Source organism: Streptomyces sp. NBC_00647, assembly GCF_045207245.1.
Taxonomy (GTDB): Bacteria; Actinomycetota; Actinomycetes; order Streptomycetales; family Streptomycetaceae; genus Streptomyces.
In genome coordinates, this window is sequence record NZ_CP109040.1 from 7,461,957 (window position 1) to 7,478,814 (window position 16,858).

At 70.5% G+C, this 16,858-nt stretch carries 14 protein-coding genes and 1 riboswitch; of the genes, 9 read left to right on the forward strand and 5 right to left on the reverse strand.

Annotation, left to right across the window (positions count from 1 at the left end):
* Nucleotides 1–43: 43 nt before the first annotated feature.
* The 3 genes from OG788_RS32820 to OG788_RS32830 form a co-directional block, all read right to left on the reverse strand.
* Entirely contained in the window at nucleotides 44–283 is a 240-nt protein-coding gene (locus OG788_RS32820) for a hypothetical protein (RefSeq protein WP_351535500.1), read from the reverse strand.
* Nucleotides 284–447: 164 nt separating this feature from the next.
* Nucleotides 448–648: a hypothetical protein gene (locus tag OG788_RS32825; RefSeq protein ID WP_356752337.1), complete on the reverse strand. Its 201-nt coding sequence runs from the start codon at nucleotides 646–648 to the stop codon at nucleotides 448–450.
* A 310-nt stretch (nucleotides 649–958) separates the two neighbouring features.
* Complete coding sequence (locus OG788_RS32830) at nucleotides 959–1,495, reverse strand: DUF6082 family protein (RefSeq protein WP_406374784.1); 537 nt, start codon at nucleotides 1,493–1,495, stop codon at nucleotides 959–961.
* A gap of 338 nt (nucleotides 1,496–1,833) precedes the next feature.
* On the opposite strand from OG788_RS32830, the gene OG788_RS32835 reads away from it, so the two are divergent.
* Nucleotides 1,834–2,910: a CobW family GTP-binding protein gene (locus OG788_RS32835; protein WP_406374785.1), complete on the forward strand. Its 1,077-nt coding sequence runs from the start codon at nucleotides 1,834–1,836 to the stop codon at nucleotides 2,908–2,910.
* 6 nt (nucleotides 2,911–2,916) lie between these two features.
* On the opposite strand, the gene OG788_RS32840 is transcribed toward OG788_RS32835, so the two are convergent.
* On the reverse strand, nucleotides 2,917–5,376 hold the full coding sequence (locus OG788_RS32840) for a DNA topoisomerase IV subunit A (protein ID WP_356752185.1): 2,460 nt from the start codon (nucleotides 5,374–5,376) through the stop codon (nucleotides 2,917–2,919).
* 354 nt (nucleotides 5,377–5,730) lie between these two features.
* Here OG788_RS32840 and OG788_RS32845 point away from each other — a divergent pair, with 354 nt between their 5' ends.
* From OG788_RS32845 to OG788_RS32860, 4 genes are all read left to right on the forward strand, one after another.
* A complete protein-coding gene (locus OG788_RS32845; RefSeq protein ID WP_351535855.1) occupies nucleotides 5,731–7,077 on the forward strand; it encodes a pitrilysin family protein in 1,347 nt (448 codons plus the stop codon).
* Nucleotides 7,074–8,462 (forward strand): M16 family metallopeptidase, encoded by a 1,389-nt coding sequence (locus OG788_RS32850; protein WP_406374786.1) that lies wholly within the window; start codon nucleotides 7,074–7,076, stop codon nucleotides 8,460–8,462. The genes OG788_RS32845 and OG788_RS32850 overlap by 4 nt, the downstream gene beginning before the upstream one ends.
* Before the next feature lie 213 nt (nucleotides 8,463–8,675).
* Nucleotides 8,676–8,836: riboswitch (cyclic di-AMP (ydaO/yuaA leader) on the forward strand.
* 12 nt (nucleotides 8,837–8,848) lie between these two features.
* Nucleotides 8,849–9,613 (forward strand): M23 family metallopeptidase, encoded by a 765-nt coding sequence (locus tag OG788_RS32855; protein ID WP_351535512.1) that lies wholly within the window; start codon nucleotides 8,849–8,851, stop codon nucleotides 9,611–9,613.
* A gap of 197 nt (nucleotides 9,614–9,810) precedes the next feature.
* Nucleotides 9,811–10,506, forward strand: a complete 696-nt coding sequence (locus OG788_RS32860; RefSeq protein WP_406374787.1) for a GntR family transcriptional regulator — start codon at nucleotides 9,811–9,813, stop codon at nucleotides 10,504–10,506.
* Nucleotides 10,507–10,732: 226 nt separating this feature from the next.
* Here OG788_RS32860 and OG788_RS32865 read toward each other — a convergent pair whose 3' ends face one another.
* Entirely contained in the window at nucleotides 10,733–11,014 is a 282-nt protein-coding gene (locus OG788_RS32865; protein WP_406374788.1) for an HPr family phosphocarrier protein, read from the reverse strand.
* Nucleotides 11,015–11,187: 173 nt separating this feature from the next.
* Here OG788_RS32865 and OG788_RS32870 point away from each other — a divergent pair, with 173 nt between their 5' ends.
* The 4 genes from OG788_RS32870 (at nucleotide 11,188) to OG788_RS32885 (ending at nucleotide 16,832) form a co-directional block, all read left to right on the forward strand.
* A complete protein-coding gene (locus tag OG788_RS32870) occupies nucleotides 11,188–14,016 on the forward strand; it encodes a GNAT family N-acetyltransferase (protein WP_406374789.1) in 2,829 nt (942 codons plus the stop codon).
* 344 nt (nucleotides 14,017–14,360) lie between these two features.
* On the forward strand, nucleotides 14,361–14,948 hold the full coding sequence (locus OG788_RS32875; protein WP_266763448.1) for a DUF5998 family protein: 588 nt from the start codon (nucleotides 14,361–14,363) through the stop codon (nucleotides 14,946–14,948).
* A complete protein-coding gene (locus OG788_RS32880) occupies nucleotides 14,948–16,135 on the forward strand; it encodes an alkaline phosphatase family protein (RefSeq protein WP_406374790.1) in 1,188 nt (395 codons plus the stop codon). Before OG788_RS32875 ends, OG788_RS32880 begins: the two co-directional genes overlap by 1 nt.
* A 52-nt stretch (nucleotides 16,136–16,187) precedes the next feature.
* A complete protein-coding gene (locus tag OG788_RS32885) occupies nucleotides 16,188–16,832 on the forward strand; it encodes a thymidine kinase (RefSeq protein ID WP_351535524.1) in 645 nt (214 codons plus the stop codon).
* Nucleotides 16,833–16,858: the final 26 nt, after the last annotated feature.

The window sequence follows — 16,858 nt, forward strand, 5'->3', positions numbered from 1 at the left end:
TGCCGAGCCCGGGTGTGACGTCAGGTGCTCCGAAACCCTGCCGCTACGCGCGGGGGATGTCTCTCCTGGCCTGGACGAGCGTCTCGCGCGTGATGACCACGATGCGCTCGTCGTCGGCTCGTGCGGCGTCGGGTGGGAGCTCTGGCTCGAGCTCCTCGGTGGCCTCGCGCCCGATGACGGCGAAGTTGCCGTCGCTGAGCTCGAAGATGTCGGGACAGGACTGGCCGGTCGCGCTGCCTCGTGCACGGGGAGAGGCACCGATCCGACGGACGACAGTCGTCATTGTCTCGGCCTTTCGTGCGGTGACCGTGAGGTCATGGTGTGGGTCGTCCCGTGGTTGCCCACCGGACAGGGTCGGGCGGGCAAACCGGGGCTACCGAGGGCAAAGCGCACGTACAGCGATGTGATGATGTGCCGTACTCGCGTGAGAGTACGGCCTTCGGTCACCTATACGTCGGGAATATCTGCCTTCGCGTGAATAAGGGTTTCGCGGGACACTACAACGATTCTTTCGTAGTCTGCCCGGGATGCGTCAGGGGGAAGATCGGCGTCGAGAGTCTCGGTGACATCTGTTCCGATCACAGCGAACCTGCCGTCGGACAGTTCGAAAATGTCTGGGCAATTGGCACCGGACGTACTTCCTCGCATGCTCGGAGGAGTGCCAATCCGACGGATGATGTGGCTCACTGTTCTTGATTCCCTTTGATCTCGAGGTGGGCTGGCCTGCGCGCTGTTGCTGCGCGGCACGATGCTGCCCTGTGGGGCGGCGACCTCGGACCGGGCGGCGTGGAGCGACGGTTCGGTGGGGATCGACCCAAACGTAATAGCGCAGTACTCAACCCTGTTGGCATCTAAAAAACGCGCGGGTTATGTGTTCGTTATCGCCCGAAGGTGTGATCCGCCCGTCAGGGTGGCGCGGGTGAACGCATTTGCGCCGGAGTGTGGCGAGCGAAGGGCGCTACTCGCTCGGCGGCTCACCCACGACCCACCACTCCTCCGTGTCTGTTTCCTCCAGCTGCGCGAGGAGGTCTTCGACCATAAGTCCGATTTTGGCTTCTTCGGATGTACTGATGAGACTTGCTCGATGAGGGCGTGTTGCGTACCAGTACTCGCGGAAGATCGGGTGCTGGAGCCATCCGCGGGCGAAGCCGAAGAATTCCTCGCGGGTCATGTTGCCCATGCGGTAGTAGCAGAGCGCGTTGGTGTACAAGGCGTTGGTGAAGAGGAACTGGCGCTGTTTCCTCGCGGAGACGGTCCCCTCGTACACGTCCAGCACCTCGGCCAGTTCGGGATCGTCCATGGCTTTGCTCAGCAGCTCCCAGTGAAGCCGCTGTTGGTGGGCGAGATTGGCCTGCCGCTGGGTCTGAGCGGCCTGTTCGAGCTGCTCGATCCGCGCGTGCAACGCGTCGAGCGTCGTTCGCTGCGCGACCAGGGTGGTGGCGGCCCCTGTCAGCAGGCCGACCGCCGCCGCGGCGGCGGAGCTCAACCCACGCACTTTCAACTTCCGTGTGGCCATGTCAACCCCCGAATCAGGCGACCGTCCGCCGGTCGTCGGTGGGGCGACAGGGAGCGGACCGGCGAGCGGTTGGCGGCGCGCTTGCCGCCCCCCAGTGTTGCCGAGCGGCTCTGATCGGCAGGGAGGCGGAGAGGAGGCGCACGGAGGGATGTGTGGGTCGCGTTCACCGGCGCCATGTCCAACGTGTGCCCCGCGAGCGCCGCTAACAATCGTTCACTTCGGGGCGTTTCCCCCCACTCGTATGCTTGGTCGGCATTCATTCACCGCGTGAGCGCCGGTCCCGTGAGCCGGTGCGCGCACAGGTTCAGAGAGGGCGCATGGTGAGTCAGTCGAGTTCCCGGCAGGTCCCGGTCATCGTTCTCGCCGGCTTCCTGGGCTCCGGCAAGACCACGCTGCTCAACCATCTCCTGCACCGCAGCGGCGGCAGCCGTATCGGAGCCGTCGTCAACGACTTCGGCGCGATCGAGATCGACGCGATGGCGGTGGCCGGAGCGCTCGGTGACTCCACCGTGTCGCTCGGCAACGGGTGTCTGTGCTGTGCGGTCGATGTCGGCGAGCTTGATCAATATCTGGATCGGCTCGCTCAACCTTCTGCCCGTATCGACGTCATCGTCATCGAGGCGAGCGGGCTCGCCGAGCCCCAGGAACTCGTGCGCATGGTCCTCGCGAGCGAGCATCCGGGCATCGTCTACGGAGGGCTCGTCGAGGTCGTCGACGCCGCCGAGTTCGCCGGCACACGCGAGAAGCACCCCGAGATCGACCGGCACCTCGCCCTGGCCGACCTCGTCGTCGTCAACAAGATCGACCGGGCCCGCGACGGCGAAGGTGTGCTGCGCGTCGTCCGGGAGCTCGCCGACCGCGCCGCGGTCGTCCCCGCCACCTACGGCCGCGTCGACCCGGAGTTCCTCTTCGACTGCAGGCCGAGCGAGGAACGTGTCGGACAGCTGTCCTTCGACGATCTCCACGATCACGAGGAGGACGGCCCGGGCGCGAGCGGCGGCCACGGGGAGCGCGGGCACTCCGGTCATCTGCACTCCGCCTACGAATCCCTCTCCTTCACCTCCGAAGTACCCCTGGGGCCACGGCGGTTGATGGCCTTCCTCGACAGCAGGCCCGAAGGGCTCTACCGGATCAAGGGGTACGTCGACTTCGGCGTCCAGGACGCCCGCAACCGGTACGCGGTGCACGCCGTCGGACGGTTCCTGCGCTTCTATCCGGAGCCCTGGACCGGTGCGGACGGGCGGCTCACCCAGCTCGTCCTCATCGGCTCCGGAATCGACGCGGTGGCGCTGGCCAAAGAGCTCGAGGCGTGCAAAGAGGACGCCCCGCACGCCGATGAACACAGCATGTGGGGCGTCCTCCGCTACGTACAGGAGCCGAGCCCGGAGGGCTGACCCGGACTACACCGGGCCCGCCACCACCGACACCGGCTTGCCCAGCGAGATGCCCGAGCCGTCCCGGCGCGGGTCGATCTCCGGCAGGTCGACGGGCATGCCGGTCTTCTGCGCCGCGCGCCCCGGCGTCGGACCGGCCCAGGCCAGCGACAGGCAGTCCTCGCCCTTCAGGAACCGCTGGCAGCGGACACCGCCCGTGGCGCGGCCCTTGCGCGGGTACTGGTCGAAGGGAGTCAGCTTGGCCGTGGTCTGGACGGAGTCGTCCAGCGTCCCGCGCGAACCCGCCACCGTGAACACCACCGCGTCGACCGCCGGGTCGACGGCCGTGAAGGAGATCACCTTCGCGCCGTCGGTCAGCTTGATGCCGGCCATGCCTCCCGCGGCACGGCCCTGCGGGCGGACCTGCGAAGCCTGGTAGCGCAGCAACTGGGCGTCGTCCGTGATGAAGACCAGGTCCTCCTCGCCGGTGCGCAGCTCGACCGCGCCGACGATCCGGTCGCCGTCCTTGAGGGTGATGACCTCCAACTCCTCCTTGTTCGAGGGGTAGTCGGGCACCACACGCTTGACGACACCCTGCTCCGTGCCGATGGCCAGACCCGGCGACGTCTCGTCGAGCGTCGCCAGACAGATCACCGTCTCGTCCGGCTCCAGGGAGGACAGGAACTCCGAGACCGGAGCGCCGCCGGAGAGGTTGGGCGCCGACGCCGTCTCGGGCAGCCGCGGGAGGTCGATCACGTTCAGGCGGAGGAGGCGGCCCAGCGAGGTGACGGCGCCGATCTCGCCGCGTGCCGTCGCGGGCACCGCGGAGACGATCACATCGTGCTTGGTGCGCTTGGCGTCCGGGTCCTCCCCGAAGGGATCACCGGTCGCCGTACGCGCCAGCAGGCCCGTCGAGGACAGCAGCACGCGGCACGGGTCGTCGGCGACCTGGAGCGAGACCGTCGCGGCGGGGCTGCCGGCGGACTCCAGGAGCACCGTGCGCCGGTCGGTGCCGAACTTCTTGGCCACCGCGGCCAGTTCGCCGGAGACCAGCTTGCGCAGCTCCGCGTCCGAGTCCAGGATGCCGGTCAGCTCGTCGATCTCGCCGTTGAGCCGGTCGCGCTCCGACTCCAGCTCGATGCGGTCGAACCGGGTGAGGCGGCGCAGCGGCGTGTCCAGGATGTACTGCGTCTGGATCTCGGAGAGCGAGAAGTGCTCGATCAGGCGTTCCTTGGCCTGCGCCGAGTTGTCACTGGAGCGGATGAGACGGATGACCTCGTCGATGTCCAGGAGGGCGACGAGGAGACCCTCGACCAGGTGCAGCCGGTCGCGCTTCTTGGTGCGGCGGAACTCGCTGCGGCGGCGCACGACGTCGAAGCGGTGGTCGAGGTAGACCTCCAGCAGCTCCTTGAGGCCCAGGGTGAGCGGCTGGCCGTCCACCAGGGCCACGTTGTTGATGCCGAAGGACTCCTCCATCGGCGTCAGCTTGTAGAGCTGTTCGAGGACCGCCTCCGGCACGAAGCCGTTCTTGATCTCGATGACCAGGCGCAGTCCGTGCGCGCGGTCGGTGAGGTCCTTGACGTCGGCGATGCCCTGGAGCTTCTTCGCGCCGACCAGGTCCTTGATCTTGGCGATCACCTTCTCCGGGCCGACGGTGAAGGGCAGTTCGGTGACGACGAGGCCCTTGCGGCGCGCCGTGACGTCCTCCACCGACACCGTGGCGCGGATCTTGAAGGTGCCGCGGCCCGTCTCGTACGCGTCCCTGATCCCGGAGAGGCCGACGATCCGGCCGCCGGTGGGCAGGTCGGGGCCCGGGACGTGCTTCATCAGCGTCTCGAGGTCGGCGCCCGGGTACCGGATGAGGTGACGGGCGGCGGCGATGACCTCGCCGAGGTTGTGCGGCGGCATGTTGGTCGCCATGCCGACAGCGATGCCCGACGAGCCGTTGACCAGCAGATTCGGGAAGGCGGCGGGCAGGGCCACCGGCTCCCGCTCCTGGCCGTCGTAGTTGGGCGTGAAGTCGACGGTGTCCTCGTCGATGGACTCGGTCATGAGCGACGTGGCGTCGGCCATCCGGGCCTCGGTGTACCGCATCGCGGCCGGCGGGTCGTCGTTGCCGAGCGATCCGAAGTTGCCGTGGCCGTCGACCAGGGGCAGACGCATGGAGAAGGGCTGCGCCAGACGCACCAGCGCGTCGTAGATGGACGCGTCGCCGTGCGGGTGGAGCTTACCCATGACCTCGCCGACGACGCGGGCGCACTTCACGTAGCCGCGGTCGGGGCGCAGGCCCATCTCGTTCATCTGGTACACGATGCGGCGGTGCACCGGCTTGAGGCCGTCTCGGGCGTCCGGCAGGGCTCGCGAGTAGATGACCGAGTACGCGTATTCGAGGAAGGAGCCCTGCATCTCGTCCACGACGTCGATGTCGAGGATCTTCTCCTCGTACGAGTCGTCGGGCGGCGGGGTCTTCGTGCTGCGGCGGGCCATCGCTGCTGCGGCTCCTTCACAGTCTCTGCCGGGGCATGAACGGGTTCTGACGCGCACCATTGTGGACCGCCCCACTGACAACCCGGACCGCGACCCGTCCGTAGCGCCCCCGCGGCGCGCTCCCCGGGCGCCGCCGAGACGGCTCCCGAGCGGCCCCCGGACCCGGTACGCGGCGGCTTCCGGGCCCCTTCGCGGTGGTTCTCGGAGGGTTCTTCGGGGTGTGTCAGGGACACGCGTAAGTCTCGCTCTCGGCGTACGAGGTGCGGGAACTTCGCCAGCCGTCCGCGCGCTTGCATACAGTGGCAGGACCGACAGGAATGACGCAGTTCCGCGATCGAAGGGACGTACATGCCCATGGGTCACACGGCCACAGCTGAGGCAGGCTCCGGCGGCCTGACAGCGACCGAGCACCGCCTGGCCAACGGCCTGCGCGTGGTGCTCTCCGAGGACCATCTGACCCCGGTCGCGGCGGTGTGCCTCTGGTACGACGTCGGCTCGCGCCACGAGGTCAAGGGCCGGACCGGACTCGCCCACCTCTTCGAGCACCTGATGTTCCAGGGCTCCAAGCAGGTCCACGGCAACGGTCACTTCGAACTCGTGCAGGGCGCCGGCGGCTCGCTCAACGGCACGACGAGCTTCGAACGCACCAACTACTTCGAGACCATGCCCACCCACCAGCTGGAGCTCGCCCTCTGGCTGGAGGCCGACCGCATGGGTTCGCTGCTCGCGGCCCTGGACGACGAGTCCATGGAGAACCAGCGCGACGTCGTGAAGAACGAGCGCCGGCAGCGCTACGACAACGTCCCGTACGGCACCGCGTTCGAGAAGCTCACCGCGCTCTCGTACCCCGAGGGCCACCCGTACCACCACACCCCGATCGGGTCGATGGCGGACCTGGACGCGGCCACCCTGGAGGACGCCCGCGCGTTCTTCCGCACGTACTACGCGCCCAACAACGCGGTGCTGTCGGTCGTCGGGGACATCGACCCGGAGCAGACGCTCGCCTGGGTCGAGAAGTACTTCGGTTCCATCCCCGGACACGACGGCAAGGCCGCCCCGCGTGACGGCTCGCTGCCCGACACCATCGGCGAGCAGCTGCGCGAGGTCGTCGAGGAAGAGGTCCCGGCACGCGCCCTGATGGCCGCCTACCGGCTCCCGGAGGACGGCACGCGCGCGGCCGACGCGGCCGACCTCGCGCTCACCGTTCTCGGCGGCGGCGAGTCCTCCCGCCTCTACAACCGGCTCGTACGCCGTGACCGCACCGCCGTCGCGGCCGGCTTCGGCCTGCTGCGCCTCGCCGGAGCGCCCTCCCTGGGCTGGCTGGACGTGAAGACGTCCGGCGACGTCGAGGTCCCGGTCATCGAGGCCGCCGTCGACGAGGAGCTCGCCCGGTTCGCCGCGGAGGGCCCCACGGCCGAGGAAATGGAGCGCGCGCAGGCCCAGTTGGAGCGCGAGTGGCTGGACCGGCTCGGCACCGTCGCGGGCCGCGCCGACGAACTGTGCCGGTACGCCGTCCTGTTCGGCGACCCGCAGCTCGCCCTGACCGCCGTGCAGCGCGTTCTCGACGTCACCGCGGAGGAGGTCCAGGAGGTCGCCAAGGCCCGCCTGCGCCCCGACAACCGCGCGGTGCTCGTCTACGAGCCGACCGCACCCGAACCGACCGACGCCGCTGACGAGACCGACGAGGAGGCGGCGAAGTGACCGAGCTCGCCACCATGGACTTCCATCCGCAGCCCCAGGCCGGCAGCCCCAAGCCGTGGGCCTTTCCCGCCCCCGAGCGCGGCACCCTGGACAACGGCCTGACCGTGCTGCGCTGCCATCGCCCCGGCCAGCAGGTCGTCGCCGTCGAGGTGATCCTCGCCGCGCCGCTGGAGGCCGAGCCCACGGGCCTGGACGGCATCGCCACGATCATGGCGCGTGCGTTCTCCGAGGGCACCGACAAGCACTCGGCCGAGGACTTCGCCGCCGAGCTCGAGCGCTGCGGCGCCACGCTCGACGCGCACGCCGACCACCCCGGCGTACGCCTGTCCCTCGAAGTGCCCGTCTCGCGCCTGGCCAAGGCGCTCGGCCTGCTCAGTGACGCCCTGCGGGCACCGGCGTTCGCGGACAGCGAGGTCGAGCGGCTGGTGCGCAACCGGCTCGACGAGATCCCGCACGAGACGGCCAACCCGGCCCGTCGTGCGGCCAAGGAGCTCTCCAAGGAGCTGTTCCCGGCGAGCGCGCGCATGTCGCGCCCGCGCCAGGGCACCGAGGAGACCGTCCAGAAGATCGACTCGGCGGCCGTACGCGCCTTCTACGAGAAGCACGTGCGCCCCGCGACGGCCACCGCCGTCGTGGTCGGCGACCTGACCGGCGTCGACCTCGACGAACTGCTGGGCGACACGCTCGGCTCCTGGACCGGTTCGTCCGCCGAGCCGCGTCCCGTGCCGCCGGTGAACGCCGACGACACCGGCCGCGTGATCATCGTCGACCGCCCGGGCGCCGTCCAGACGCAGTTGCTCATCGGCCGTGTCGGCGCCGACCGGCACGACCGCGTGTGGCCCGCCCAGGTGCTCGGCACGTACTGCCTCGGCGGCACCCTCACCTCGCGCCTCGACCGAGTCCTGCGCGAGGAGAAGGGCTACACCTACGGTGTGCGGGCGTTCGGTCAGGTCCTGCGCGCCGCGCCGGACGGCACGGGCGTCGCGATGCTCGCCATCAGCGGCTCCGTGGACACCCCGAACACCGGTCCGGCGCTCGACGACCTGTGGAAGGTGCTGCGCACCCTCGCGGCCGAGGGGCTGACCGACGCCGAGCGGGACATCGCCGTGCAGAACCTGGTGGGCGTGGCGCCCCTCAAGTTCGAGACGGCGGGGGCTGTCGCGAGCACGCTCGCCGACCAGGTCGAGCAGTACCTGCCGGACGACTACCAGTCGACGCTCTATCAGCAACTGGCCGCCACCGGCACCGTGGAGGCCACCGCGGCCGCCGTGAGCGCGTTCCCGACGGACCGTCTGGTGACTGTCCTGGTCGGCGACGCGGCGCAGATCGAGGAGCCCGTCAAGGCTCTCGGAATCGGTGAAGTCAGCGTGGTGGCCGCCGAGTAGAGCCCGCGCGACGAGGGGGCCCTGGTGACTGAAGAGTCACCAGGGCCCTCTTTTACCCGGACGCCGTCCCCGAGATGTCCGTATTGGTATGGAGGTTGCCCTTCTGCCCTGTGGGATGCGCTACAAAAACCGTGATCTGTTTGTTGTTCGAACGACACCCCGTTTAGCGTCTGTCCGACTGTTCGTCAGGCAGTGCGCCGCGCCCGCGGCACCGGACAGTCATCGCCGAGTCCCCGCGTGGCGCGAGCCATGGGGAGCCGGGGACCCACACGTAGTCCCTGGGGTGAATCGGACGCCCTCCCTGAGGGGGTCCGTAGGAGACCTTCCTGCTCCGAACCCGTCAGCTAACCCGGTAGGCGAGAGGGAAGGAAAGGACCAGCCCCTACATGGCGTTCACCTGTGGCACCGGGAAGCATCGTCGTCCGAACCGGGTGCACAGCACGACCACGAGCGCCGTCGGCGTCGCGGCACTGACCACCACCGGTGTCATCGGAACCCTGGCCGCCCCCGCCTTCGCCGCGGAATCCTCCGTCGAGCAGACCGGGCTGACCCAGGCCATCACCATCGGCGACTCGGTCGCCGACCAGATCGACGCCCAGGCCTTCGCGCAGCAGCGCGCCGCGGACGAGGCCGCCGCGCGGAAGCTGGCCGAGCAGACCGCCCGCAAGCACGCCGCCGAGCAGGCCGCGAAGGCTCGCGAGGACAAGGAGCGCGCCGCCCGCGCGGCCGAGCGCAAGCGCCTGAACACCTTCGTCATGCCGATCACCGGTTCGTACGTCTCCACCGGCTACCAGGCCAGCAGCAGCCTCTGGTCCTCCGGCAGCCACACCGGCGTCGACTTCCACGCCGCGTCCGGCACCTCGGTCCACGCCGTCGGCTCCGGCACGGTCGTCACGGCCGGCTGGGGTGGCGCCTACGGCAATCAAGTCGTGATCAAGATGCACGACGGCACGTACACCATGTACGGCCACCTCTCGTCCATCGGCGTGTCCGTCGGCCAGACGGTCACTCCGGGGCAGCAGATCGCTCTCTCCGGGGACACCGGCAACACCACCGGACCGCACCTTCACTTCGAGGCCCGCACGACCGCCGAGTACGGCTCGGACATGGACCCGGTCGCGTACCTGCGTTCGCACGGCGTCAACGTCTGACGACCGCTTCGCCGCTTCTCCACCGCTTTCGATGCCCCGGCTCACCGAGCCGGGGCATCATCGTTTCCGGAGGCCGTCTGTCCAAAAAATATCCATGGATTCAGGCCTGCCATCGGAAATTCCGGCTTCCTGCAATAGAGTCACTGAACAAGCGTCAATCGATGGCGTTTCGCGGGGATTAAAGCGGAGGTCCGGTCATGCGTATTCCGGCGCACTCGGTATGCACGGCGATCCGTGACGACATTGTCGCGGGTGTCTACGAGCGTGGCGGCCGGCTGACCGAGGAACTGCTCGCGCGGCGCTACGGCGTCTCGCGCGTCCCCGTGCGCGAGGCTCTGCGCACGCTGGAGGCCGAGGGCTTCGTGGTCACCCGCCGGCACGCGGGCGCGTGCGTCGCGGAACCCACCGAGCAGGAGGCGGCGGACCTCCTGGAGATGCGCATGCTGCTGGAGCCGCTGGGTGCCGCGCGGGCCGCCCAGCGGCGCACGGAGGCCCACCTCAAGGTGCTCCGGGGCCTGGTCAGGCTGGGGCAGGAGCGTTCCAGGAGGGGCCACAGCGAGGATCTGCGCTCCCTGGGCGGCTGGTTCCACGAGACGCTCGCACAGGCGTCCGGCAGCCCGGCGCTGACCTCCACGCTCGCCCAGCTGCGACACAAGATCGCCTGGATGTACTCGGTGGAGGCGCCGGCCAACCCCGCGGAGTCCTGGGCGGAGCACGGCGGCATCGTGGACGCGGTCGCCCGCGGCGACAGTGAGCGGGCTCGCGCGATCACGGCCCTGCACGCCGAACGTGCGACGTCCGCGCACCGGCTCCGCTTTCCTGGGGGCGGAGATCGGCCAGAGCGTGTGAGAACTTCGCAACATCCCGTAAACATGACGGGCCCGCGTCATTAACACGGGCGCCGTATACAAAGAGGGATATTCGGCAGGGGCCTATTTCTGATGCCCTTTTGTTCGCGTGCCAGGAATTCAGGCGCGCGCTATTCTCGTGGCCGCACGGCGCGGGTCGCTCGTGCCACCGGAGAATTCCTGAACGAGGTACGGAAAACGGCCGAGCCGCGCCACCCGGAGATGAGGGGTGGCGCGGCTCGGCCGTACGTGTCCTGGGTGCCTTGTGGGCTCAGACGGTCTCGGGGAGCTCGTCGAGCCCCTCGGCGACGAGCCTCGCCAGGCGGTCGAGAGCGGCGTCCGCGCCCTCGGCGTCCGACGCGAGGACGATCTCCTCGCCGCCCTGGGCTCCCAGGCCGAGGACCGCGAGCATGGAGGCCGCGTTGACGGGGTTGCCGTCGGCCTTGGCGATCGTCACGGGGATGCCGGAGGCCGTGGTGGCCCGGACGAAGATGGAGGCGGGGCGGGCGTGGAGGCCCTCGTTCCAGCCGACGTTGACGCGGCGCTCAGCCATGTGATGCTGCCCTTCGGGTGTTCCGGGTTGTCTAGACCAGTGTCCCATATCGTGAAGCGTGCCCGGACGGTCCCTGGTCCGTCCGCGGCGACGGCGGACCGCGGCTCGCTCCGGCGTCCGTCTCCTCAGACTGCCTCGCGCCGTTGTCGTACGCGAGCCGTACTCTGGGGCCCATGCAGACCTCGTCGGACCGGCACGAGTACCCCGCTCACTGGGAGGCCGACGTGGTGCTGCGTGACGGCGGCACCGCGCGCATCAGGCCCATCACGGTGGACGACGCCGAGCGCCTGGTCAGCTTCTACGAGCAGGTGTCCGACGAGTCGAAGTACTACCGCTTCTTCGCGCCGTATCCGCGCCTGTCCGCCAAGGACGTCCACCGGTTCACCCACCACGACTTCGTGGACCGGGTGGGTCTCGCGGCCACGGTGGGCGGCGAGTTCATCGCCACCGTGCGCTTCGACCGGATCGACGCCGACGGCCGGCCCGCGTCCTCGCCCGCCGACGAGGCCGAGGTCGCCTTCCTCGTGCAGGACGCCCATCAGGGCCGCGGCGTCGCCTCGGCCCTGCTCGAACACATCGCGGCCGTGGCCCGCGAGCGCGACATCCGCCGCTTCGCCGCCGAGGTGCTGCCCGCCAACAACAAGATGATCAAGGTGTTCACGGACGCCGGGTACACCCAGAAGCGCAGCTTCGAGGACGGCGTCGTACGCCTGGAGTTCGACCTCGAACCCACCGACCGGTCGCTCGCCGTGCAGCGCGCGCGGGAGCAGCGCGCCGAGGCCCGGTCCGTGAAGCGGCTGCTCGCCCCCGGCTCGGTCGCCGTCGTCGGAGCCGGGCGGACACCCGGTGGTGTCGGCCGCAGCGTCCTCGACAACCTGCGCGCAGCCGGGTTCACCGGGCGCCTGTACGCCGTGAACACGGCCCTCCAGGAGAAGGAACTCGACGGAGTCCCGGCCCACCGCTCCATCCGGGACATCGCCGAGCCCGTCGACCTCGCAGTCGTCGCCGTGCCCGCCGAGTACGTCCCCGAGGTCGTCACGGAATGCGGCGAACACGGGGTGCAGGGACTCGTGGTGGTCTCCGCCGGGTACGCCGAGAGCGGCCCCGAAGGACGCGAGCGCCAGCGCGAACTCGTGCGTCACGCGCGCACGTACGGGATGCGCATCATCGGGCCCAATGCTTTCGGAGTCATCAACACCTCCCCCGAGGTGCGGCTGAACGCCTCGCTCGCCCCCCAGATGCCCCGCCCGGGCCGGATCGGCCTGTTCGCGCAGTCCGGTGCCATCGGTATCGCCCTGCTGTCCCGGCTGCACCGGCGCGGCGGCGGCGTCACGGGCGTGACCGGCGTGTCGACCTTCATCTCCTCCGGGAACCGGGCGGACGTGTCGGGCAACGACGTCCTTCAGTACTGGTACGACGACCCGGACACCGACGTCGCCCTGATGTACCTCGAATCCATCGGCAACCCGCGCAAGTTCACCCGCCTCGCGCGGCGGACGGCGGCCGCGAAGCCGCTGGTCGTGGTCCAGGGGGCGCGGCACGGCGGGGCCGCTCCCCAGGGGCACGCCGTACGGGCCACCCGGCTGCCGCACACCACCGTGTCCGCGCTGCTGCGCCAGGCCGGAGTGATCCGGGTGGACACGATCACCGAACTCGTCGACGCGGGCCTCCTGCTGGCGCGCCAGCCGCTCCCCAGGGGACCCCGGGTGGCGATCCTCGGGAACTCCGAGTCGCTGGGGCTTCTGACGTACGACGCGTGTCTCGCCGAAGGGCTCAGGCCCCTGCCGCCGCGGGACCTGACCACGGCGGCCTCGGCGGAGGACTTCCACCGGGCCCTGGCGGAGGCCCTCGCCGACGACGGCTGCGACTCCGTGGTCGTGACGGCCATACCGGCGGTGGGGGAGACCTCGGCCGCCGACGCGGCGCTCGCCGAGGCACTCCGGTCCTCCGCGGCGGCGGCTCCGGCGAAACCCGTTCTCGTGGTGCACGTCGAGCTGGGCGGGCTCGCCGAGGCCCTTTCCGCCGCCGCGAGCACCGCTCCGCAGGCCGCCGAGACGGGACCCGGCGCGGCGCCCGGCGCCCGGTTCCACCCCGCCGACCTCTCACCCGCCACGGTGAGCGCCGTTGCCGCGTCGGACTCCCGGCTCATCCCCGCCTACCCCGCCGCCGAGCGTGCCGTCCGTGCCCTCGCCGAAGCCGTCAAGTACGCCCAGTGGCGCCTGGACGCCGGCGAGCCCGGCAAGGTGCCCGAGTACGAGGACATCGACGAAAAGGGAGCGGCGCGACTGATCGACGACCTCCTCGCGCGCGGGGAGGGGCTGACGCTCGGCGGCGAGGAGACGGGAGCGCTGCTCGGGCGGTACGGCATCGACGTACACCGTTCCCTGCCCGCCCCCACACCGGACGAGGCCGTGGCGGCCGCGCGCTCCATCGGTTACCCCGTGGCCCTCAAGACCACCGCCCCGCACCTGCGGCACCGCGCCGACCTGGGCGGCGTACGGCTGGACCTGGCGGACGAGGAGCAACTGCGCCGGGCGTACACGGAGTTGACCGAGCTGTTCGGGCCGCCGACGGTGCTGCGCCCGGTCGTGCAGGGGATGGCGCCGCGCGGCGTCGACACGGTCGTCCGCGCGGTGATCGACCCCGCGGCCGGGGCGGTGCTCTCCTTCGGGCTCGCCGGAGCCGCCTCCGAACTGCTCGGGGACACGGCGCACCGGCTGATTCCGGTCACCGACCGGGACGCGACCTCACTGGTCCGGTCGATCCGGACGGCACCGCTCCTGTTCGGCTGGCGGGGCTCCGCGCCGGTCGACACGGCGGCCCTCGAAGAGCTCATGCTGCGGGTGTCCCGGCTGGTCGACGACCACCCCGAGGTCGTCGCGGTCTCGCTGGAGCCGGTCGTGGTCGCCCCGACCGGTCTGAGCGTGCTGGGCGCCACGGTACGACTGGCCCGCGCCCCGCTCCGGGACGACCTCGGCCCCCGGACACTGCCGGTCGTCTGAGTGGTCTGAGTGGTCTGAGCTTCTGAGCTGTCCGGGGCGTCCGTGCCGTCCGAGGGGGACTGCCTCCCGGGAGGCATGCGCTGGCGGCCCGGCCCGGTCCGGCCCGGCACACCTGTCGTCGCCCGAGCGGTGCCGCCCGGGAGTCCTCGCCCCGGACGTCCGCCCGCGTCCCGGGTTCCGCCCCGGGCGTCCGCCGGCCGTCCGGCTCTCCGGTCCCGGCCGCGTCGCCGCCGTCGCCGTACGCAGGTCCTCCCGGTCGCCGTCCCCGATTCGATCTGTTCCGTCCACGACAGACCGCCGCGAGCGGTGCCTCGCAGTCAGTGGGCCCCCGTAGGATGGACGACATGGCCAAGACCAGTACGACGACCCAGGGGCTGCGAGCGGCGATCGAGCGCAGCGGCTACTACCCGGCCCTCGTGGCCGAGGCGGTGGAGGCCGCGATCGGCGGCGAGACCATCCGGTCGTACCTGGTCCACCAGGAGACGACGTTCGACGCGAACGAGGTGCGTCGGCACGTCACCGTGCTCGTCCTCACCGGCAACCGCTTCATCGTCAGCCACACCGACGAGCAGAACGCGGACACCACGTCCCCGACGCCGTACGCCACGACCTCCACGGAGTCGGTCAAGCTCGGCCGGATCTCGTCGGTGGTCGTCAGCCGCGTCGTCGCGAACCCCGAGTCGTACACGCCGGGCACCCTGCCCCGCGAGGTGGTCCTGACCATCGGCTGGGGCGCCGTCTCCCGCATCGACCTGGAGCCGGCCGCCTGCGGTGACCCCAACTGCGAAGCCGATCACGGCTACACGGGCAACTCGACGGCCGACGACCTGAGCCTGCGCGTCAGCGAGGCCGGGGACGGCCCGGAGACCGTCCGCCAGGCCCTGGCCTTCGCGCAGTCCCTCTCCGAAGCGACCGCGGACACGACCCGCTGATGGCCCTGCCCACCTGGGACCACCCGGAACCGCTCGCCATCAGCTCCGCGCCCGTCCCCGAGTACGGCGCCGGCTCGCTGGCCGATCTGCTGCCCACGCTCGCCGCGGGCATGTCCGTGCCCGGCGCGAGAGCCGCCATACCGGAGCTGGCCGCAGCCGACCGGAACTGCGTGTTCCTGATCGACGGGCTGGGCTGGGAGCAGCTCAGGGCCCACCCGGACGAGGCACCCTTCATGACGTCGCTCCTGGCGTCCTCGCGGGGCGGTACAGGCCGCCCGATCACCGCGGGCTACCCGGCCACCACCGCGACCTCCCTCGCCTCCGTCGGCACCGGCCTGCCCCCGGGCGCGCACGGCCTGCCCGGCTACACCGCGCGCAACCCCGCCACCGGCGACCTGATGAACCAGCTCCGCTGGAACCCGTGGACCGATCCGCGCGCCTGGCAGCCCTACCCCACGATCTTCCAGCTGGCGGACGCGGCGGGTGTGCACACCGCCCAGGTCTCCTCGCCCACCTTCCAGAACACACCGCTGACGAAGATCGCGCTCAGCGGCGGGACGTTCCACGGCCGGCTGACCGGCGAGGAGCGCATGGACTTCGCGGCCGAGCAACTGGCCGCCGGGGACCGCTCCTTGGTCTACACGTACTACGCGGAGGTGGATGGCAAGGGCCACCGCTTCGGTGTCGACTCGGACCCCTGGCGCGGCCAGCTGATGTACGTCGACCGCCTGGTCCAGCGCCTCGCGGAGCAGCTGCCGCCGCGCACCTCGCTGTACGTCACCGCCGACCACGGCATGATCGACATCCCGTTCGACGAACAGCACCGCATCGACTTCGACGAGGACTGGGAGCTGCGCGCCGGGGTCGCCCTGCTGGGCGGCGAGGGCCGCGCCCGCCATGTGTACGCGGTCCCGGGCGCCGAGGCCGACGTGCTGACCTGCTGGCGCGAGGTCCTCGGCGAGCAGTTCTGGATCGCCTCCCGAGACGAGGCGATCGAGGCGGGCTGGTTCGGCCCGCAGGTCGACGAGCGGGTGTACGGCCGGCTGGGTGACGTCATCGCGGCCGCCCGGGACGACGTCCTGATCATCGCGTCCGAGCGGGAGCCGAAGGAGTCGGCGATGGTCGGCAACCACGGTTCGATGACCCCCGTCGAGCAACTGGTGCCGCTCCTCCAAGTACGCTCCTGACGCCCTTCCGTCCTTCTCCCTGCCTCCGTTGCCGAAAGGTGCTCAACTCCCCATGCCCGAGCTGGTGTTCTTCTCCGGAACGATGGACTGCGGGAAGTCCACGCTGGCTCTCCAGATCGAGCACAACCGCTCGGCGCGGGGTCTGCAGGGCATGATCTTCACGCGCGACGACCGCGCGGGCGAGGGCAAACTCTCCTCGCGTCTCGGCCTGGTCACCGACGCGGTCGAGGTGGCGGACGACCAGGACCTGTACGCCTACCTGGTCGACCATCTCTCCCAGGGTGGCCGGGCGGACTATGTGATCGCGGACGAGGCCCAGTTCCTGGCCCCCCGGCAGATCGACCAGCTGGCCCGCGTGGTGGACGACCTGGGAGTCGACGTCTTCGCCTTCGGGATCACCACCGACTTCCGCTCCAAGCTCTTCCCGGGCTCCCAACGCCTCGTCGAACTGGCGGACCGGGTCGAGGTCCTCCAGGTGGAGGCCCTGTGCTGGTGCGGCGCCCGCGCCACGCACAACGCCCGCACCGTGGGCGGCGAGATGGTCGTCGAAGGCGCCCAGGTCGTCGTCGGCGACGTCAACCAGCCCGACGTCGGCTACGAGGTCCTGTGCCGCAGGCACCACCGTCGCCGTATGACGGCCGCCACGGCCCACGCGAGCGCCCTGTCACCCGACGTCCTGCCGATCGCCTCGGCCTGAGGCACCTTTCCCCGGTCCGACGCCCG

Coding starts and splice junctions, on each gene's coding strand:
- OG788_RS32820 (WP_351535500.1), bottom strand. CDS start 283: ATGACGACTGTCGTCCGTCGGATCGGTGCCTCTCCCCGTGCACGAGGC.
- OG788_RS32825 (WP_356752337.1), bottom strand. CDS start 648: ATGCGAGGAAGTACGTCCGGTGCCAATTGCCCAGACATTTTCGAACTG.
- OG788_RS32835 (WP_406374785.1), top strand. CDS start 1,834: ATGGTGAGTCAGTCGAGTTCCCGGCAGGTCCCGGTCATCGTTCTCGCC.
- OG788_RS32840 (WP_356752185.1), bottom strand. CDS start 5,376: ATGGCCCGCCGCAGCACGAAGACCCCGCCGCCCGACGACTCGTACGAG.
- OG788_RS32845 (WP_351535855.1), top strand. CDS start 5,731: ATGGGTCACACGGCCACAGCTGAGGCAGGCTCCGGCGGCCTGACAGCG.
- OG788_RS32855 (WP_351535512.1), top strand. CDS start 8,849: ATGGCGTTCACCTGTGGCACCGGGAAGCATCGTCGTCCGAACCGGGTG.
- OG788_RS32860 (WP_406374787.1), top strand. CDS start 9,811: ATGCGTATTCCGGCGCACTCGGTATGCACGGCGATCCGTGACGACATT.
- OG788_RS32865 (WP_406374788.1), bottom strand. CDS start 11,014: ATGGCTGAGCGCCGCGTCAACGTCGGCTGGAACGAGGGCCTCCACGCC.
- OG788_RS32870 (WP_406374789.1), top strand. CDS start 11,188: ATGCAGACCTCGTCGGACCGGCACGAGTACCCCGCTCACTGGGAGGCC.
- OG788_RS32875 (WP_266763448.1), top strand. CDS start 14,361: ATGGCCAAGACCAGTACGACGACCCAGGGGCTGCGAGCGGCGATCGAG.
- OG788_RS32880 (WP_406374790.1), top strand. CDS start 14,948: ATGGCCCTGCCCACCTGGGACCACCCGGAACCGCTCGCCATCAGCTCC.
- OG788_RS32885 (WP_351535524.1), top strand. CDS start 16,188: ATGCCCGAGCTGGTGTTCTTCTCCGGAACGATGGACTGCGGGAAGTCC.